Below are 21,235 nucleotides of genomic sequence, written 5' to 3' on the forward strand. Positions count from 1 at the left end.
GAGGGTATCACAAGTTTGCAAAAGTTTTAGCAATTTGCAAGTCCTACGAAATATCAACCTCACCCTTGCTCCTAAATCCGGTTTTTGCCTATTGGGTCCGAACGGAGCCGGCAAAACAACACTTCTGAAAATTCTTGCGGGTCTACTGATCCCCGACTCAGGATTCATCTTTCTTCGGGGAGAAAAAGTGCATAGCGGGAATTATAGACAAATCATAGGTTATTGTCCGCAAACACCCATCTTTTGGAAAAATCTAAACTGTACAGAGCAACTTCTTTTTATGTCCGACCTTTACGGACTCAATCGAAAGTCGGCACGAGCCAAGTCCGAATATCTATTGAAAACATTAGGATTGGAAGAAAAAGCCAAAACGATTGTTCAGCGACTTTCCGGAGGGATGCAGAAGCGACTCAATCTTGCCATTTCCTTAATCCATGATCCCAAGATTTTGATTTTGGATGAGCCGACTGCCAATTTGGATATGGAAAGTAAAGAATTAGTTCGAAGTCTAATTAACAGTTTGGTAACAAACGATGAAGTTAGCATTCTTTATACCACGCATGATCTGGAAGATGTAGACTTGATTTCTTCCGAAATAGGAATCATGTCGAAAGGAAATCTTGTCTTTCAGTCCGAGTTCAGCGAATACGGAAAATCGGAATCTTTACGGAAAAAAATCAAAGATTTGTATCTTTATCACACGAGGGGAGACGAGCCTTGAGAATCTTATCCATTTTCCGCCGGGGGCTTTTGCAAGAATTCAGAAATCCGCTTAACTTATCTTTGACGATATTCACCACGCCCTTTTTTATTTTCTTTTACTGGTTACTTATCGGAAATTCTTCGCCGGAAAATATCGGCTTGTATCTGGAAAAATCCGAAAACAAACCAACTTACAAAAATCAGGTGATATTGGATTCGATTGTAAACCGCTTAAAGGAATCGCAAAAAAAAGAAATACAAATCATTCCCATCCTATCTCAAAAAGAACTCGATACCAAACTTAAGGAGGGGAAAATCCTTTTGGGAATAGGAATCAGTATCGAAGAAGATTCGATAAAAAATAAATTCCCGAAAATAAAAATCGAAATCCTCACTTCGGACAATAACACCAAAGAGCAATATCTTTCTTTAGAATTAAAATCAAAACTTTTGGATCTGTTTTCTACCGAAACGGAACTTCCTTTTTCCATTCAAATCAAAAACAATGGGGAAATGTTCATCCGATCGGACTTTGAACAATTTATACCGGGACTACTTGTTTTTTCCATCATTATGCTGATCTTTTCCTCTTCCATGATGATGACGGCGGAAATCGAATCAGAAACTTACCTGCGTTATAAGATGTCGAATACACCGGTTTTTTCAGTCCTGATCGGATCCAGTTTCCTGCAATTATTCAACGGAATCATCTCCATTTTATTATCGCTTTCCATAGCAAAATTACTCGGTTATCAATTTCATGATAAACTTATATTGGTTTTTCTGATCTGTTTCTTGGGATCGATCTCGTGCATAGGAACGGGACTACTCATTGCAAGTTTCATGAAAACGTCCCAACAAGCGTTTTTGACTTCCAGTTTTATCATGTTTCTTTTCCTACTTTTCTCAGGAATTATTTTTCCAAAACCTATACTGTTATTCCGTATAACCGAAGGATTCGGTTTTGATGTATTTTATTTGCTTCCTACCTCTCTCATGAAATCGGCATTGGATAGGCTGCTCGTGTGGGATAAAGGTTTGAATTCCATACTTTTCGAGCTTTCCGTTTTATCCGCATTATCTTTATTTTACTATCTTTTGGGATATTTTTCCTACAAAAATTTTTTATTCGATAAAAGTGGAAGGAGTTCGGAATGAAACAAATCGTATCTTGGATCAAGGCATCGCGGCTTCCTTCCCAATCTTATATCTTTCTTCCCCTCTTACTCGGCCAATCCCTCTATTATTATCACGAAAATCACTTAGATCCGATAACATTCCTACTTGTTCAACTCTTCGGGATATTCAATCAACTCTATATCGTTTATGCGAACGATTATGCGGATAGGGATACGGATTTAAAAAACGAGACATTCACTATTTTTTCCGGCGGATCTAGGGTGATTGCGGAAGGAAAGCTGAAACCGGAAAGTTTAAAAAAAGCCGGCATACTTATGGCTTTTTTCTGCACAGTCGTTTCCTCGCTAACAGCAGTTTATACAAAGCAACCGATTTTAGTCGTATTGAATTTATGCGCTATTTTTTTACTTTACTCTTATTCTTATCCCCCGTTTCGATTTTCTTACCGTGGAGGAGGAGAGTTATTACAAATGTTAGGTGTTGGGTTGGTGTTGCCGATTTACGGGTATTTGGCTCAATCTGGAGACTTTTCCTTTTTCCCAAAAGAACTTTTTTTGATTCTGCTTCCGATGAATTTAGCATGCGCCATTGCCACATCTTTACCGGATTCACCTTCGGATAAAATCTCAAACAAAAAAACCTTTACCGTATTACTTGGCAATCCACTGGCAAAAACTGTTTTACTTTTTTTAGAAATAATCACTTATCTTTTTTTCATCCGCTATTTACAAATTCACTTCTCTTATTTCGAAGAAGGTTTTTATCATTACATTCCTCTTTTGGGAATATTCGGTTCAGTATTTGGATGGAAAGGAAAACCGGGAAGTTTTTCCATCTCCGTCTTTGTTTTCTTTTCCATCTTTTTTGCACTGAGCGTTCAAATCGAACTCATCCTGTTTTTCTTTTACGGATAAGAATGCTAAAATATAATTTTCTGATTTTATCTTTGATTTTTTCCGTTCCGGGGATTTTGATTTATTTTTTTAGGAAAGATTTGCGAAAACCCATGAGGATTCTTGCCATTTGTTCCTTACCTTTCGGTTTTACGGAATTTTTGTTTTACCCCAGTTACTGGGAACCTGTGTTTTTATTTGATCTGGTAAACTATCTCGGGTTCGGAATAGAAGATTTAATCTTTGTTATGGGACTATCCGCATTTACATCTACGGCTTATCCTTTTTTTCTGAAAAGAAAACTCATAGCCATAAACATCAAGAACGGAATCTCATCTCTCAAGATTCTGTTTTTGGTTCTTGCTTGTTGTTTCTTTTTTGTTTTTCTTCTTGATGTTTGGAAAATTCCGATGATCTACGGAGCTCCGATCCTTATGATTTTGATGAGTATCGGCATTATGGGAATCAGAAACGATCTGATCCTGCCGGGACTGTTGGGAGGCTTACTCTCGACGGTTATTTATGCTTTTTTATGTTTGGTTTTATTACTAATCTATCCCGACTTATTCCAATTGACCTGGCATACCGAAAAATTCATAAACCGGAATATCTACGGTGTCCCGGTCGAAGAATTGATCTATGGATTTACATCCGGTTCCATCGCCACACTCTTCTATCCGTTTGTTTTCCGACACAGATATGAAAAGATAATTTGAATTGCCACAGCACCCCTCTTTTAAACTAAACTCATTCTAGAACATTATGGATCTTCGAGAGTGTATTCGATTTTTAGAAGAGTTGGCGGATAACCCGGACAAACTCACAAACATTCCCGACGAAGAAAGGCTTGCACTGATGATTGCGGCCGGAAGGGTTTCCCGACCTGACCGTAATGAAATCCGAAGACGAAATAAAACGATAAAAAGCAATCGCCGCCTTGCAATCGTTACAGAAGAGAAAAAGGCCAGATCACTGACCGGAATTCGGATCGCTAGAACGGATGCTGTATTCAAGGCACCATTACAAATTACGGACGAGTCCGGGGGCTGGAGTTGGGAAAAGGCACCTGAGTTAAAATCGCCTCGCAACTGTTATATCTGCAAGAAAGAATTCCTCAAACTTCATTTTTTCTACGACTCTATGTGCCCTGAATGTGCCGATCTCAATTACGGCAAAAGATTTCAGACTGCACCATTGGACGGTCAAGTCGCAGTCATTACAGGCTCCCGATTGAAGATAGGTTACCAAGCCACCTTAATGTTGTTACGCGCAGGGGCGCAAGTAATTGCAACCACCCGTTTTCCGGTGGATGCTGCACTTCGATTTTCCAAAGAAGATGATTATGGAAAATGGAAAAACAGACTTCAAATTTTCGGATTAGATCTACGCCATACCCCAAGTGTGGAAATTTTTTCAAGTTATCTGGAGCATCATTTAGATCGACTGGATATCCTGATCAACAACGCTGCGCAAACGGTTAGGCGCCCACCCGGATTCTACAGCCACCTCATTGCAAATGAAAACTTGAGTGATTCCGATTTGCCTGAAGAAGCTCGGAAACTTTTAGTATTTCATGAAGAATGCAAAAAACAATTAACCTCTGCTTCTTCCGCCTCCCACCTGAAAATAGAAAATCTTGCGGAGGAAAAAGCACTGCCTGTGAGCTGGACCGGAAAACTTCCCGGTATAGGAATCCGTTCTTCTGCGCAATTATCCCAAATCCCCTACTCTCACGATAATTCCCATGAATTGGAAGCTGTTTTTCCGGAAGGAGAATTGGACGTAGACTTGCAACAAGTTGATCTTCGCAAAACAAATAGTTGGCGACTAAAATTGGGTGAGATCAACACCTCTGAAATGTTGGAAGTACAACTAGTAAATGCAGTCGCTCCTTTCGTTCTCTGTAACCGTCTTGTCTCGATTATGCGAAGAGAAAATACAGGCAAAAAACATATCGTTAATGTTTCCGCAATGGAAGGAAAATTCCATAGGTTTAAAAAAGAAGACCGCCATCCTCATACAAATATGGCGAAAGCCGCACTCAATATGCTCACCCATACCTCGGCAAGCGATTTCGCAAAAGACGGAATTTACATGAATGCAGTCGACACGGGCTGGGTGACGGACGAAGACCCGATGGAACTATCAAAACGCAAACAAGAGTTACACGATTTCCAGCCTCCTTTGGATATAGTGGACGGCGCGGCGAGAGTGCTCGATCCTTTATTCGACGGGATCAATACGGAAAAACATTGGGTTGGTAAATTTTTAAAAGATTATTTTCCAATTGATTGGTAAGCAAAGTAAAATGCCTTTGTAAGACATGGAAAAGCTTATTTCTTACCCACTTTCTATAGTGTATTATCTACTGTTTCTATGGTGGTTGTGCTTTTTTCATCCGATACAGTGGATTTGTTTCAATCTATTCGGTTATGAGGCACACCGAAAAAGCGTGGCATTATTAAACTTATTTCTGATAAAAAATACTCTAATACTCGGAACAACATATTCCATAAGAGGAGCTGAAAAATTACCCAAAAACGTTCCTTTGATTTTTGTTGCAAACCATCAAAGCCTATATGACATTCCTCCTTTGATATGGTTTCTACGCGACTGGCATCCGAAATTCATCAGCAAAAAAGAATTAGGCAAGGGAATTCCGAGTGTCTCATATAACTTAAGACATGGAGGTTCCGTGCTAATCGATAGAAAGGACGCAAAACAATCGCTAAGTGAAATCAGAAAATGCGGAGAATCCATTAATAAAAACAATGATTCCGTGGTTATTTTTCCCGAAGGAACAAGAAGCAAAACAGGCCTACCTAAAACTTTTTCCTCCAATGGACTAAAGATGTTATACAAATATGCACCGAACGCTTATTTTGCTCCGATTACTATCAATCACTCATGGAAAATGTCAAAGTTCGGCCACTTTCCTTTGGGTCTGGGAAATAGACTCGAATTTCAAATACATGATCCTTTGAAAATTTCTGATTACACTTTCGAAGAGATTTTTGAAAAAACCGAAAAGGTCATCAAAGAAAATATCAAAACAAAAAGAGTTCGTTCCTAAATTATCCTTATTTGATAAAAAATTTGATCTGACATTTCCTTTTAAAAAATGCCAGATCACTCACTTCTCTACTTCATAGTTTTTTTACGGCTTTCTGGCAACGATACGTCGGTATTGTACCCCGTTATTGTTATCTTTAAACCTAGGAATTTCCGGAAGAACTTCTACTGAGGAATTCACTTTTTTAGCCAGATCCTTAACAGCCTCCGGATAATCGATCGGTTCCGTAATCCAAAGATGAATCTCACCATTTTTTCGGATAACACGCGCTATTTCCTCTACATTCTTTCGGGTAAGAGGAGATCCTATCATAGCTATTTTATCCGCGAAATTATCTTCAAAAGGATATCCGGGATTAGTAGTCCATTTCTGAACTTGAACAATATATTGAATCGGTTTTCCGTACATTGGGCTTGGTCCGCCGGCTTCCACTTTATCTATTTCATTGATATTGATTGCATTCCAAAAGCCCGATTTAAAGCCATGTACATCAAGTTCCCCTTCTCCGCCGATATCCAAAAATATATGATAATCATCCGGTATTTGCAATTGAGAACGCGAAACTCTTGCACCTACTCTGGCAGGTTTGCCAACGCTCTGCACAATTCGATTGACTACTTCTTGTAAAGAAAGATACTGAGGTGGAGTAGGAACAGGAGGTCTGTACGTAGTTGTCTGTATCAAATAAGAAAAATATCCAACTAATGGAGCCAATACTAATCCGATAGCCCAAACACCCGGAATCAGCGCCAAGTTGCCTTGTGCACTTTGGACATTTGCCAGCATATTGATAGTCTGCTGATGGACATGATTGGAGAAAATAATAAAATCCCCCACCGCTCCGTTCAAAATAACATAATTTCCGTTATATGAATTTTGAAAGCTGCCGATGTTAAAGTAACCAGGAATGATAGCTGAAGCACTTGCAATGGTGCTATCCAGATAAAATATACTATCTACTTTTCCATCTACATAAATACCCAAACGAGTTTCTTCATAACTATAACTAACAATTATATTATGCCACTCACCTTTGCTGATCGGAGATGCCGATTGGAATATTTGATTCTGATAAACGCTTTTTAAATTATATAGGAATTTAAAATTAAGTTTTCCATTGCTATCCAAAAGCAAGGCTCCTGCGATTCCAGTCAATTGTCCGCTCGCCGGATAAGCGTTGATTTTCACCCATACTGATAATGTGTACGATGGAGAAGCACTCATTGGGAGACTAGGTATCTCAATCACAGTGTCATTCGCGGAAAAATCAAGTGCAGATCCGAATTTGCCCTGAACATATTTGGGAGTGCCTCTTACAACTTTCAATCCGTCGCAATTGCACGCGATATTTTCGAGTGTATTCTTAAGAGGAAAAAAACAGAGAACGGAATCTTGAAGATCAATTGCAAGGAGTTCCGGAGGTTTGATTCCGGGCAATACACGAATCCCTCCTACATCCACGGAAACATTCGTATTTGTATCAAGATGTTGGACCGCCAAACCGGGATTCCACTCGGAAACAGTGCCATATACCCTATCATATTTCCATACACCGTTCTCAAACAAAGATATGCTCGTTTTTGTTGTAACAATTGTTACAATGGAATACTCCGATTTTCCCGCAGTAATATCGCTTTTTGCGAGTTGTACGAAATCACGATCATATCGATTCCAACTAGCAGTTGCTCCAGCAACACCGGTCAGACGCAGTATATTATCACCCGGAAGGGTGATCTTGGTTTCGCTCCCTCCGGATTCATTCACACGCAATCTGTAAATGAGAATGGATTTAACAGGTGCCTTTTGAACAATGTCGAGAAATGACCACTGGTTCACTTGAGTCAATGGAAAGGCGGAAAAACGCGCGTATCCGTTTCCGAAGGATACTTTCGATCCGCCACCACCGATTCTAAACTTCATTGCCTCGGAAACAGGGTCGCAGTTTTCCGAAAAAGAATAATCCCAAGGAGTGTTAACTCCCGGTGCATAGGTAGAAGGAACGCTATAGATATCACCTACATCGAAGGAAAGGCTACACCCTCTAGTGTATCCGATCACATGAAACATCGGATTTATTTGTTGGCCTACTTGCCCACCCCATGTAAACAAACGGTTTCCATCTTCCAAAAGAGAAATGCTTGAAGAAGAGAAAATCATAACGATATCATGCCATTTGCCATCGGACTGGATTGAGCTTACTGCCAATTGCTCGAACGACGTTCCGTTCCAATACTTCCAATTCACGGTTCCATCATAGAACATTAAGGTGATAGTATTTGCTAATTCGAATTTAACTTCCGTTCCCTGGATGGTATTTGCCCTCACACGAAATGCAAGTAATGATCCCGTAGAACCGACAGGCAAAGGAGTATTGATTGTAACGGATACCTTTTGGTTTTCCAACGGTTGATTGGTAACCTGGTAATGTAAAAAACCGTTATCGGGAGTTACGGAAGGTCCGTTCGGATTCGGAATGATTGACCATACTTGATTCAATGTCTGGCCTTTATAAATAGGATAATCGATTACCCCGTCTTTTTCAACTTGATTTACCACAAACAATACCACCTAACTATAATTTATCTACAAGGACAAAAAAGATACTTTATCCAAAGAAACTTTCTAGGGAAATCCCCTCGAAAACCGTAGAGGGGACTATAACGTACCTACTAGTGTAAATCTTTTAGTACATAATAAGGCCCTCTTGGACCAAAATAATCTCCTTGTGCGTAATATGTATTCATTCGGGGAACAAGCCATGTACTTACATCCTTACTCGCCCCGGATTTTAGGTCATTCCAAACCGCTTTTAGTGCGTTCAGGTCCCCTTCTTTGCAGTAATCATGTCTAACGCATCGAATGAGAGAAGTACTCGGTTTGGAATAGTTAGGAGTGGTAACATAACCTAACGAATAATATCCGTCCGGAGGTTTTGGCCACCAAATGGCACAATCATATTTTCCGCCGCTATTGCGATCGTTCCAAATTTCAACATAATCAATCGGCTCTCTTAAGATCGGAGAATCGGGATCATCTTCTCCTGCAACTTTTACAATCGTCACGGAAGCAGTCGGCTGAGGAGAGCTGGTTGTGGGATCAGGGTATTTTCCATTTTGAACATAATCCCCCAATATAAACCATTCATTAGGTTTATCCGGTGTTGGTCTCCAAAAACATCCGTCTTGTTTGGCTCCGGTTCCTCTATCATCGTATATCCATCTGAAATGGGATGTTACGCTTATTTGCAACGTTGCTGGCATATCTTTCTTTACCTCTTGTTTAATTTAATTCAAAAATGAATCCTTCTATTTTACAAAACCACTTCCGGCATTCCGGTGGCTTATACTCATTAGTGTGATCCTGCTTGTTTCACCTGTGCAAGAATTCCCCCCTGCTGATTGCTACACGCCAGGCAGTGAGGATACAATCGAATGTTTGCATTTGCATCTGCAAGAGAGAGAGCGGGAACATGGTCAGGTATGAAATTTCCTGTTGTTGTGCCGGCAGTCTTTGTCCCACAAGCATGGCATCCTGATTGGGCACCGATCCTATTGATGTCATCTCTGGTGCCTTGAGAAAAATTGCGAGTGTGATCCCCTGGAACAGATTCAGTCGCATATTGTCCCGGGCCTAACATACCGTCCCCTACTTCGCCTCCACCTTTGCTAGCCCTGTATATTTTAGCGTGTGCTAACCTATGATCACGAAGATAATGGCCCCCATTAGCCTTTCTGCTTTCTTCGGCCTTTTGAGCTTCTTGCCTCTCAGATTTTCTACAAACACCACCACCGGGGTTATGAACCAAAACCTGATCCTGGGAAGCGTAATAATTATGCGCTCCTCCCACTTCCAAATTATATACTTTCTGAAGTGAGCCGGATTGGTCTTGGTAGAGTTTGGCGATCACGACCAACTTACCTTCGCTATTTGTTAATGAATCTCCTTTGGAAAGATCTTTTGCAGTCATCCAACCTTTATTGTTTATATAAAAGGGATGATTGTCCGTTACGGTGAATTCGTTTCCTTCCGAGGTCTTGATATTGATCAGATTCTTTTTCTCATATCGAATTAAATCGGTTACGGGAAAATAACCGTTCGATCGGGAATGGAAATCATAACTGGAAACCAATTGGCCGATCTTTATCTCTTCGATGGAAACAGAGCCCTGATCCGTCAAAATTTTGGTTCCTTTCGGAAAACTGGAACATGCGGAAAGAGTTGCTTCCGTTTCGTTTCTTCTTCCCGCTTTAGCTGCTGCGGCTTCCCCTTCTTCTATGGCAGCCGCACCTTTCCTTCCGAATCTTTGCGCCGAACTGCCAAAGGCACCGGCACCGCCTAACACGTATCCAAAAGTGGCACCGATTCCCGCGGCCAGTAGAATTTCTTCTGCGCTGCCTCCTCCCATAGCTGCGAAGGCAGCACCTTCTCCTGCACCAATCAAAGTGGCTCCCGCAATTCCCGCCGCAACTCCCGCTTCCATCGCAACAGCCTCGATCCCTCCTCCGACTGCTCCGATAGCAGCTCCACCTAACAGACCGGCCCAGGTTTTTCCGGACTTCCAATTCCAATGAGCCGGATTCATGTCGCCATTCACTGCAGAAGCCCCCGAATAAGCTCCGAGTACCGCTCCTATCACTACTGCGAGTAGAAATGCAAAATCTCCATTCGGATCGATATAACTTTTAGGATTGTTCTGAGCATATAGATAAGGGCTTAAGAATTGCCGAGCAGGGTCCGGAGTGATGAAACGGCCGATCTCAGGGTCATAATAGCGTACCCCGAAATAATAAAGCTTTGAATTCTGTCCCCAATCTTTTCCGGAATACTTGGGGCGAAAATTATCTTTGCCGCTACTACCGACCTCGTCCAAACTTCCGTAAGGTGTAAAACCGAGATTCGCGGATGTTTTACCGTCCAAGTCGACAACTAACACCGTGTTATTTTGTCCGTCTTGAACGAAATGGCTGATTCCCAAGTCCGGGTAACCGAAACCGTTATCACCGGGAATCATTTCGGCATACAAAGGAAAAGTTTGTATCCATATAAAAATAAAACCCATCGCGAAAGAGGTGAGATAATGAAGAGGACGTTTCTTAAAAGAATGCAAAGAAACGATTTTATTTTTAAAATGAACCGCTGCGAGCAGCAGAACAAATCCCGATAAGATACATAACAAATTTCCGATTGTAAGATAGCTGTAAAATAAGGAAAAGATCAAACTGACCGGAAGGAAAATTTTCCCCACAAAACTTGAGTTAGAATATCTTACGGATAAGCCGTTCACTTCCGCGAAAGAGAGAAGATTACCAGCGCCTTCCGAAGTGATGGCAGCAACAGGGCCGTGCAATCCGTTTATATATCTGGTATATTCCCATTTGCCATTTCCATAATTGTTCACTTCCATACCGGAAACGGGCCAATAGGTTTTTTTATTCGATCCGCCTTCTTGGAAAAATGCCCTTTCCCCGAAGCCATCATATAACATAGAATCAATTTTTGTCGGATTGCCCGCCAAACTGTATTCGGTCTTGATTAACTGATCCTCCGCATTATAAGCATAAGTCCATTCAGAAGACCCCGATTTTTTCCGTTTCAAGTTTCCATTCGGGTGATAAGAAAATTGATATTCTCCGTTTGTGCTGGATTTAAGCCGATTTGTGCCGGTAACATAATTGAATTCCTTCGAGTTCTGTTCCTTTATATTTCCTACGGAATCATATCCGTAGTTTAAAGAGCCGTAACGCCCGTTTGCCTGCTTCAGAAAGCCCATTTTCAAATCATCGTATTGAAAAGATTCGTTCTGATTTGAATTCAAACCGTCTCGTATCTCTTTAAGATAGTCCAACGTGTTCCATACATATGTTTTATCCAGAATCTTAGAACCGGACTGTTTTTTCGAAATGGCAACGATTGATTTAAGTTTGCTCATGCCTTGCGACGGAGAATAATAATTTCGAGTGATTTCCAAATCATTCTGGTCATACTCTATTTTTCCAGGATCACCTAACGCATTATAATTAGAGTAAGTTACATAGGAATTTTTTATAATCGATTGATAAGGTTGCAAAGAAATACGGGAAAGCTCTTCGTTCCCGCCGTATTCAAAAGATTCCACGGAACCATCGGGAAATACATATTGCACAAGTCTCCCGGTAGGATCAAATGCGGAAGAATAAGAATAAGTTCGATCTCCGGTATTTGCGCTTCCCGAAGCGATTTTTCCATAAGCGTCATAAGAAAATTGATAGGTCCAAGTATTATTTTCAGGACGAGCGATTTGAATCCTGGTAAGTCGACCGATTCCGTTTTTTATATTGGGATCCGAACCGTTATTATCATAACTATAATTTGTTTCTATAGTCACGGAATCGGAAACCGATCTTTTCCTCAAAACCCTTCCCAAATTATCAAAAGACGGGAACTGTATTTGATTTCCGGACGAATCCTTTCGCAAGATGAATCTGCCTTTGGAATCATAATCAAAATCGGTAGTCCCCGAGTCGGGAGCTTGCACTTTGCGAAGTCTGCTTAACGAATCATAGGTATGATTTACCGTCTGATTGTCTTGTGAAGATTTGATCGAACGCAATCGATCCAAAGCATCATAACCGTAAGTGGTCACCATAGAATTGGAAGCGGTTTTGGAAACGACCAGACCTCTTGCATTCAAGTTTGTGATCATCGTTTTCGCTTCTGGACTACCGTAGGAGAATGTGCGAACAACCGTTAAACCTCCGTTTGTATAACCGACCGCTTCTTTAGTTCCGTCGGGATCGGTTGTCAAAATTGGTCTGTTTGATTCGTCATAATCCGTTTGAATCCAATCAGGAGTGTCATTTTTGAAATATGGCACGGAAGTTTTTACGATTTGCCCTTTTTCGTTAAACTTAATCTCCCTAACTACCGTTTGATTTTCGTCCTTCCCTCTTTTTTCGCTACGGAATTCCCTTTCCAGTCCGTCCATATAAGTCTTATTGCGGAGCCATTTGTTCGTATCGGTTTCATCCCAGGCGGATCTGTCCCTGATTTCCGTATATATGCCGAGATTGTCAGATCCTCGGACAATCGTGGACAATAATGTTTTATCTCCGTTCGGATTAGGACCGAATACATTCACCTCACGACCAAAACCATCTAACTCATGATAGTATGTAACATGATTCGGATCGGTCGATGAAGCTTGTTCTCCGAAATCCGCATCATACTCGTAAGTTGTGACAAAAGGAATTCCTTGTTCGTTAGGAGGAGAAGTTGTTTTAACAGGAAACGAATGAAATACGGGATCGTAATTTACAGTCGTAGTCTGTCCCGCCATGTCAACGGTCTGAATGATGTTTCCGTACGGATCAAATCCGAAACGATCTCCCGACCATTGGTTGAACGAATCGTCCCAGCTAAATACGGAAATACGATTCATTGAATCGTCATAACAGTTTTGCTTCCATTCCAGGTCAGTATTCGGATTCCATCGGATAGAGGAAAGATCGGAACATTTTGTGACTGTCTGCGGAGCCGATGAGATAAAGGAATCACACCCTGCTTTGGAATCAGTCGTTTTCGCTTGTAATAAATATCCCAGCTTCCATGAACTTTCACTGTTCGCATAAATCATACACTGAAAAACGGAATCGGAAGGATCGGAAGCACTTCCATGATCATAAATCCTGTCTAAGTTTCCAAAACGATCATAGTCATAATCACGTATCAATCTATACGAGAGAGCATCTCCTTCATAATAAGAATAGGTCTCGTTCGTATTAAGGATCTGATGAACACCTAATGTTTGATACCCGGCAGGAGCCTTGTCGGAATAAGTATATACCGTTTCCGATTGTAGTTTCTTGGAAGAATTGAAATTGGATTTAGTTGCAATGTTTCCCGAATTCGGGAACATTTGGTTATAATTCGTTACATAACTACGTTTACTCGCGGCTTCCTCCATAATCATGGTTTTAAAGCCGAGCCAACCGTAACCCGACAGATCCGTCTTTGCTCCCGAATAACTATAGTTAAAAGAATATTCGCCGCCTCTCCCGTCGTTATTTTTATAAGATTTCAAAACCCGCAAGGAATTCTGTTCGTCTCTTATCGGATACACCGCATCGTTTCCACGCATATAAACATCGCCTTTGCTCAATGTTGAATATTCCATGGAAATCGATCCTCCGAACCCGTTCGTGATCACAGACACAAGATCAAATCCGGAAGTTGCCACTTGAGTATATGTCTGGGTTTGATTTGGACTTTGGGAATACACACAAATAGGTTCCGTTAAGCCGTCTCCGTTCAAATCGGTGAATGTTTTGAATTTGCAAGCGGAGAGATCAAATATTGTTTCCGGACCCCAAAGAGTCCAATTGCTCATAGCGATTCCATTCGAAATCTGTACATAAGTTTGCGTCTCATTGTTTCCTTTATCATAAGGGCACAACAAATCCGCTTTACCGTCTCCGTTCATATCGACTAATGATATCCCGGAACATTTTGATAATGAAAAATCCTCTTTCGTATTTTTTGCCTTCCAGGCAGTAAGACCGGAACCTGTGGAAATTTGAATGAATGTTTGGGAAGTGTTTCCTCCGGCATTGTAAGTACAAATCAAATCCATCAACCTATCTCCGTTAAAATCACCGGAGAGAACTTGCGAACAAAGTGAAGGATTGATCGAACCCGGATCTCTGGGACTCCAATTGGTCCAGGCAGTAAGACCCGTTCCATTGGAAATCTGAGTATAAGTATAAGTGTTTTGAGTGTCTCTGTAAACGCATACCAAGTCAGCAAACCCGTCTCCGCTCAAATCAGCATATTGAATGGATTTGCAATTTTCCAAATCTATGGAAGAATTGCTGGGGCCCCACGCCTTCCAATCGGAAAATCCGTTAGTCGCTGCTAGCTGGACATATGTTTGGATCAAATCCTTTACCTTATCACGATAAACGCAGATAATATCGGTACGACCGTCCCCACTGACATCGGTGGAAAGAAAGGAAAAACATTTGGAAAAATCCAAGGCGGTATTCTTGGAACTCCATTTTGTCCAATCGGAAAAAGAACTTCCGTTCGAAAGTTGAACCCATGTTTGGCTGCTACTAGGTCCCAAATTATAAACACATAACAGGTCGGATTTTCCGTCCCCATTAAAATCGGCGGAATTGAGATAATAACAACTTTTCAAATTAAAACTATTGTTTTGCGGTCCCCATACTTTCCACTGGGTCAACTCGTTTCCGGTAGCAATCTGAACGTAGGTTTGGGCCCGATTGTTTCCCAAATTATAAGGACATATCAAATCACCCTTGCCGTCTCCATTCACATCACCAGCAACCAAATCATCACATTTGGAAACGTCAAAGGATTTGGTGACTTGATTGGAAACCCATCCGTTTCCTTTTGGGCCGTCATTTTTCGGCCAGGAAATATTTGTTTCCGGTAAACAAATATGATCCGCATCACATATCTGCAACGAAGCCAAAAGGCTCTGGCTTGTAGACGCACTATATTCGTAATTTATAAAATAATCAAGAACGAGTTTTTCATTTGCACCGCCCGACATTGTGTATGTTCTGATTTCACTCAAACGTTTGCTTGTCAAAATGGAAGAGCCGGCAATGTATCCTTGCAAAACATCATTACGCGATTCATACAAAAATTTAACGTTTCTTTGTGTCGCCAAATTCGTATTCGAATTTCCCGTATAATCGATTTGAGAAATATAATATTCGCCGGAATTTCTGTCTTGAAAGTATGTATTAGTTACGAAATTTCCATTCAGGTCGGTATAACGATTCGAACTCCATACCCGGACCACTCCTTCTTTCGAACCGGTTTGCCCATTAGCACGGATTTTCGAGTCATCCGAATTTCCAAATTCTATTTTTGCGCCGTCTTTATTGATTGCTTCGAAAAAACAAGGTCCGCCTCCGCATACTCCTTTGGAAATAATCTTAGTCCATGTTTCTCTCTCCGTATGGTAAACCGTTCCGTCCGCGCCATAGATTCCGCTCAATGCCTGAAGCCTGATTCCATCCAAACAAAAACGATCCTTCGAATCCAGTTGAATGGAACCGTTGTATCCGTCTCTTGCCAAGTCGGCGGGACAACGAGTGATCGCAGAAATGCCTCGCAAAGACCAACCAACACCCAGATAACCATTGCTTTGTTGGCTATCATAAATCACTTCCAAGTCCGGTGCCACTTCGTTTGTTCCCGGAGGAACTTCGATCGGGATAGCGTAGATCACCGCCCCGCTTCCGTTTACAGTGAACTTTCCTGGAATCGATCCTACTTCGGTAGATACAATTTTGGGAAAAGGAGAATTGGAAAATAATGAGTTTGCGGAATGTTTGATCGTATTATAGAAGAGTTTGGGACCATTATGTATGCTAGATAGCAAAATAAAAATAATAACAAATGAAAAACAGAAACGCAATATTGATTTTTTATCGAATCGAATCATACTCACCCTTTTCTTTCTGTAAAACGAGAACTTAACAGATAACCAGCTGTTAAGTTTTCAAGCAGTTTTTGTATGAAAAAAAAGTTTTTGAAAATAAACAATATTCGTTTATAACTATATGATTCTTTAGTACTACCCCGAATGACTCTAGTCAGTCGTTCTATATTTTTTCAATTTTGCCGCAAAATTACCATCAATCGGAACAACAGAATGCGGGTTAGAAGAACATAGTTTCAATAGTATCTTATTTTTTAATATTATACCTTTACAAAATTTTCACTAACTTGTCTTTTTGGAATTCTTTTCATTACTATATTATACACCAGGATGATAGAAAATTATGTGGGACACAAAAATCGTAAACCGTTCTGATTTTTCCGTTATAGCAAATGGACGCGCAATTCCAAAAAACAGCGATTATACTATCACTTACGTCGGATCAGGTGTCAGTATTCAAGTCGGAGGAGTGGATGCCATTCTAAGCCATAATGAGTTGGTAGATTTCCAAAGTATTACTATTTGGCGTCCCGATCCTATCGTCGATTTTGCTAATACGATCGCCAAATACAATCCGGCGACGCCTTCTTAAACGAATGTTATATGCCGATCTTTTAAACTTCAAAATTTACCGGATCGGTATACAAACTTTTCTACGAATTGTCTACTTCCATTCTCAATTGATCTTGGATGAATTTATCAACCTTCTTCATCGCATCAATGGATAAAGTCGTAAATTTAATTCCAGATAAAAAAAGATGATTTTGATTCGGATCAGGCCTACACCACATAACAAGTCCCTGACAGATAAACCGAAGACTTGTTCCGGGAATAAAGACATTCAAACTTAAAATCGTATTTTTAAGAATTTCCTTTTCACTGGTCATCTTTATTCCGACTGTACTGATATCAGTGATCGCACCGTCATATCTACCCCCTTCCGTCCAAAGGGTAAAATTGAATTTGATGAATGTTTTCAAACGGGGAGATTTTCGAATCTGACTTTTATGAATGACTCTCGGTTTCAAAATAAATATAAACTCTCCTTCCGTTTCGGAAAGAAGCGAAGATTCAAATTGAAAATTATAATTGGACATGCTGAATTCCACAAGAATCGATCCGCTATGATTTTGAGATAAGAATGTCCGATCGATTTTAATTTTCATACGATTGGATTCCATCGCTTCCAAAATGCCTTGGAATTTATGGCCTTCCGGATTGTTTTCTTTGGGAAAGATCTGAACGGGAAGGTATTGTTGAAAAGCGGACATCTTTTCTCTCCTAGGCAGGAGAAAATTTTATGAGGTAACTCTAATTTAGGAAAGTATTTATTTCTTAATTAACCGGCAATTTTTCAAATTTTGCAAGAGGTAGAATCCATAACTGAATTCGATTTTTTTCCCTACGAATCACTAGCGCCGCCAAACCGTCTTATCGTAGTGAAAATTTCGTTATTTTTACTATATCAAATATCCCGAATGGACCAAAGCAGATCTTGACAGACGATTTCCCATTCGAAAACTCGTAGAAAAGAAGATGGAGAAAATATGAAGGATTGCTCACATTTTTCAATTCGATCGTTATTTGTATTTTTGTTAATCGGTTTTCCTTTTTTACTCATTGGTGACAATCGGGAAGATTCCCCCAAACAAACGAAAGTGGATTTTCATTATGAAGCGGGAATGGCAAAAACCGACATCACCGGTCCTCCTTCGGGGATCATGTTTTGGGGATATGCACAGGAAAATCAAACAGGTGGGGGAATTCATCTCAGACAATACGCCCGCTCTTTGGTGATCAAAGACAAAAACAGTGGAAATTTGTTGGCTTATGTAACTGCTGAGTTGGGAGCCGTCCCATTCGAAGTACAAAGAGATGTAGTAGCGAAACTTGCAAATGAAGTCAACCCGGCTTTCACATTTGCAAATGTACTGATCAATGCATCCCATACGCATAGCACTCCTTCCGGATACTTTCATAATTACAAATACAATGTCTATACTACAAAATTTTATCCTACCTATTATAAAATCCTAACGGACAGGATTTTCGAATCCATCAAAACCGCCTATTCTAAGTTAGAACCTGTAAAAATCGTTCTGGGAAAAACTATGATAGAAGGTGCGGGAATCAATCGGTCTCTTGTGGCTTATATGGCAAATCCCGAAGAAGAAAGAAGAAAATATGATTCCGATATAGACAAAACGATGTTTCAGCTGACGATTCAAGCTGAAAAAAGAAATCTGGGATTCGTCAATTGGTATGGAGTTCATCCGACAAACATAACGTTTGATAACTACTTGATTTCAACGGATAATAAGGGAGTCGCATCTTACCTTTCCGAAAAAAAAGAGAAGGAAAACGGGAACCCCGATTTCGTCGCCATATTTGCGCAGGCAAATGAAGGAGACGTTTCTCCCAATTTGAATTTAAACAACACCGGTCCCGGTAAAGACATATACGATAGTGCGAACATAATAGGAGAAAGACAGTTCTCGGCAAGCAGAAACATTCTGAATTCGAATTCTTCCCGTGTTTTGCCACCCGGATTGTCCTACAGACAATCCTTTATCGACTTAAGCAAATTAGTTGTAAGAAAGGAATTTTCCGGCACGGGAAAGGAAGAAAGAACATGTCCGTCTGCTTATGGTTATGCGTGGGCAGGTGGTTCTACGGAAGAAGGAGGAGGACATTGGCTATTCAAAGAAGGCCTTACCGTTAAAGATAGAAAATTTTATATAGATACTCTTGCTGCCTTTTTGGTGAAATCCCCTTCCGACGATTTAAAAAACTGCCAAACACCGAAAGCAATACTATTTCCCATGGGAGAAACGGAACCCCATCCGGCACTATCCCAAATTTTACCTTTGGGAATTGTTTTACTCGGCGACTTGACCATACTGGTTTCACCGAATGAAGTCACTACAATGTCCAGTCGCAGGATGAAAGATACCGTAAAAAAAGTGCTGGGAGAAAGAACAAAAGACTTAATCCTATCAGGACTAACCAATGATTTTGCAGGTTACATAACCACAACGGAAGAATACTCCACACAACAATATGAAGGCGGACATACCCTACATGGCCCTTATAGCCTGAATGCTTTCCGTCAGGAATACGAAAGACTTGCCAAGGATATCATGTCCGACTCCCCCTCTCTTCCGGGACCGATCCCCAGAAACTTAAGCGCGGAAATAGAAGGAACGGAAATTCCTTATGCGGATGGAAAAGAAAACTTCGAACAGAAGGTCTACGAAGCGAACAGGACGGATTATAAAAAAGGAGAAAGCGTCAGTTGCACTGTATCTTCCGTAAACCCTAATATCGGTTATCCGGATGTGAAATCTTATTTTTCAGTAGAAAGAAAAGACGGTGAAAATTGGATTTCGGTTTACCAAGATTCCGACCTGTCTACAAAAATTGAATTCAGAAAGACAAAACTTCCATTTTTACAGGACAAAGCCTATCTGGAATGGACAACCGAAAAACGGGAATTAGCCGGTGAATACCGATTGGTTCATTCTTCGTTTTTCAGAGATAAGGATGGAAATCGGAAAGAATATTCGATCCGATGTCCTTCTTTTCATTTGGAATAAAATACCGAATAAAACAATCCCGCCATTAGGTAAAGATGGCGGGATTCAAATAAAATTACGTTTTGTAAGGCATCTCTCCCAAATAATCTCTTTTTCCCAGGTCCACTCCATTATGGCGAAAGATCGCATATGCAGTTGTTACATGAAAATAAAAATTAGGCAGAGCATGTTGGGTTAAATATTCGAAACCGGTAAGATACTTTCCTTCCCAACGAGGTTGGGTTACTTTTCTATCCGACGAATCCTTAAAATCTTCAGGTTTGTATGTTTCCAAATACTGAATCACGGAAGAAAGTCTGGATTTCAATTCTTCCAATGTTGTTTCCTTGTCCTCATGAACGGGAGCGTCTTTTCCTGTAATACGGGCAACACCCAGTTTCGCAGTGTCGCAAGCGATTTGAATTTGTTTGATCAAATGAAATTGGTCCGGATAAAGTCTTGCATTCAAAAGAACATCGATGGAAAATTTTTTGGATTCCGCATGAGCTGCGGCCTTATCCAAAATCTTTACCAGGTTATTCAAACCTTTGGTAAACGATTTTACCGAAATTTCATAAATTATAGATTCATTCATAAATACTATCTGATCCGATTCAAACACCCGAGCAAGCTTTTAAAGAAATACGGGGAATTCGAATCTTAAAACCCGAATCTTAAAAACCTTTCTTGCCAGAAAGAATTCGGATGAAAAATTGTAATTATGTTCTGTTATCAAAATTATTTCAAATCCACTTTCATTCTTATCTGTCTAATGGCAATTTCGGATTGCAAAAAAGAAACGATCTCATTTGAAGATTGGATTCATGAAAACAAAACGAACAAAATCATCAACTTGTCCAGTAAGGAAATCGGACCCTTGCCCGCTTCGATCGCAAAACTGGAGACAGTCGAAGAATTGACTTTGCAATATGATTCAATTACTTCCATTCCCGAAGAATTAGGAAGCCTAACAAATATTAGAATTTTAAATCTGTCGGGCAATTCATTCTCCGAACTTCCCGAATCTTTGGTAAAATTGCAAAAACTGGAAATCCTTCTTTTAGGAAGAACGGATATTGCAAAAATTCCGGAGTTTCTACCTCAATTGAAAAATCTGAAAACTCTGGCTTTGGACGAAACGAAAATCTCCTTAACGGAAGAAGATATAGAGATACTTTCCCGGATTCCCAACTTGGAAATTCTAGACATTACACTTTGCAAAAAGGTAACGAAACTCCCGGGGAATATTTCCAAACTTTCCCATCTGAAAGAATTACAAATGGGAAAAGTCCAATTGGAAAAACCGGATGTGGCCCGACTCAGAGACGAACTCCCGAAAGTTTACGTGAAATTATAAACCGCAAAACTAGAGAGAATAAATTGCTGTTTTCGGACGGTA

14 protein-coding genes are annotated in these 21,235 nt (G+C 40.4%); 9 read left to right on the forward strand and 5 right to left on the reverse strand.

The genetic code is table 11. The features are described 5' to 3' along the window. The first annotated feature begins 34 nt into the window (after positions 1-34). From DI077_RS11760 to DI077_RS11785, 6 genes are all read left to right on the forward strand, one after another. Complete coding sequence (locus DI077_RS11760; RefSeq protein WP_242935178.1) at positions 35-721, forward strand: ABC transporter ATP-binding protein; 687 nt, start codon at positions 35-37, stop codon at positions 719-721. Then, positions 718-1,860, forward strand: a complete 1,143-nt coding sequence (locus tag DI077_RS11765) for an ABC transporter permease (protein WP_167837100.1) — start codon at positions 718-720, stop codon at positions 1,858-1,860. Before DI077_RS11760 ends, DI077_RS11765 begins: the two co-directional genes overlap by 4 nt. Beyond that, on the forward strand, positions 1,857-2,756 hold the full coding sequence (locus DI077_RS11770) for a prenyltransferase (RefSeq protein WP_109019197.1): 900 nt from the start codon (positions 1,857-1,859) through the stop codon (positions 2,754-2,756). The genes DI077_RS11765 and DI077_RS11770 overlap by 4 nt, the downstream gene beginning before the upstream one ends. A gap of 2 nt (positions 2,757-2,758) precedes the next feature. Further along, entirely contained in the window at positions 2,759-3,451 is a 693-nt protein-coding gene (locus DI077_RS11775; RefSeq protein WP_109019196.1) for a lycopene cyclase domain-containing protein, read from the forward strand. Between the two features lie 46 nt (positions 3,452-3,497). Then, on the forward strand, positions 3,498-5,033 hold the full coding sequence (locus DI077_RS11780) for an SDR family oxidoreductase (RefSeq protein ID WP_109019195.1): 1,536 nt from the start codon (positions 3,498-3,500) through the stop codon (positions 5,031-5,033). A 154-nt stretch (positions 5,034-5,187) separates the two neighbouring features. Next, entirely contained in the window at positions 5,188-5,808 is a 621-nt protein-coding gene (locus DI077_RS11785) for a lysophospholipid acyltransferase family protein (protein ID WP_217351551.1), read from the forward strand. A gap of 84 nt (positions 5,809-5,892) precedes the next feature. On the opposite strand, the gene DI077_RS11790 is transcribed toward DI077_RS11785, so the two are convergent. From DI077_RS11790 to DI077_RS11800, 3 genes are all read right to left on the reverse strand, one after another. Continuing rightward, the gene (locus DI077_RS11790) at positions 5,893-8,364 is read right to left on the reverse strand and encodes a LamG domain-containing protein (RefSeq protein ID WP_135354844.1); all 2,472 of its coding nucleotides are present in this window, start codon (positions 8,362-8,364) and stop codon (positions 5,893-5,895) included. A 113-nt stretch (positions 8,365-8,477) separates the two neighbouring features. Beyond that, positions 8,478-9,068: a Vps62-related protein gene (locus tag DI077_RS11795; RefSeq protein ID WP_109019192.1), complete on the reverse strand. Its 591-nt coding sequence runs from the start codon at positions 9,066-9,068 to the stop codon at positions 8,478-8,480. A gap of 89 nt (positions 9,069-9,157) precedes the next feature. Then, positions 9,158-16,201: an FG-GAP-like repeat-containing protein gene (locus tag DI077_RS11800; protein ID WP_242935179.1), complete on the reverse strand. Its 7,044-nt coding sequence runs from the start codon at positions 16,199-16,201 to the stop codon at positions 9,158-9,160. A gap of 403 nt (positions 16,202-16,604) precedes the next feature. Between DI077_RS11800 and DI077_RS11805 the strand changes: the two genes are divergently transcribed. Next, positions 16,605-16,853, forward strand: coding sequence for a hypothetical protein (locus tag DI077_RS11805; protein WP_109019190.1), 249 nt, complete (start codon positions 16,605-16,607; stop codon positions 16,851-16,853). 61 nt (positions 16,854-16,914) lie between these two features. On the opposite strand, the gene DI077_RS11810 is transcribed toward DI077_RS11805, so the two are convergent. Continuing rightward, positions 16,915-17,532: a PilZ domain-containing protein gene (locus DI077_RS11810; RefSeq protein ID WP_109019189.1), complete on the reverse strand. Its 618-nt coding sequence runs from the start codon at positions 17,530-17,532 to the stop codon at positions 16,915-16,917. 276 nt (positions 17,533-17,808) lie between these two features. On the opposite strand from DI077_RS11810, the gene DI077_RS11815 reads away from it, so the two are divergent. Continuing rightward, the gene (locus DI077_RS11815; RefSeq protein ID WP_109019188.1) at positions 17,809-19,857 is read left to right on the forward strand and encodes a neutral/alkaline non-lysosomal ceramidase N-terminal domain-containing protein; all 2,049 of its coding nucleotides are present in this window, start codon (positions 17,809-17,811) and stop codon (positions 19,855-19,857) included. A gap of 55 nt (positions 19,858-19,912) precedes the next feature. On the opposite strand, the gene DI077_RS11820 is transcribed toward DI077_RS11815, so the two are convergent. Continuing rightward, on the reverse strand, positions 19,913-20,419 hold the full coding sequence (locus tag DI077_RS11820; RefSeq protein ID WP_423241792.1) for a DUF1993 domain-containing protein: 507 nt from the start codon (positions 20,417-20,419) through the stop codon (positions 19,913-19,915). A 138-nt stretch (positions 20,420-20,557) separates the two neighbouring features. Between DI077_RS11820 and DI077_RS11825 the strand changes: the two genes are divergently transcribed. Next, positions 20,558-21,193, forward strand: a complete 636-nt coding sequence (locus DI077_RS11825) for a leucine-rich repeat domain-containing protein (protein ID WP_242935180.1) — start codon at positions 20,558-20,560, stop codon at positions 21,191-21,193. The last annotated feature ends 42 nt before the right edge of the window (positions 21,194-21,235 follow it).

The organism is Leptospira kobayashii (assembly GCF_003114835.2).
GTDB classification, from domain to species: Bacteria; Spirochaetota; Leptospiria; order Leptospirales; family Leptospiraceae; genus Leptospira_A; species Leptospira_A kobayashii.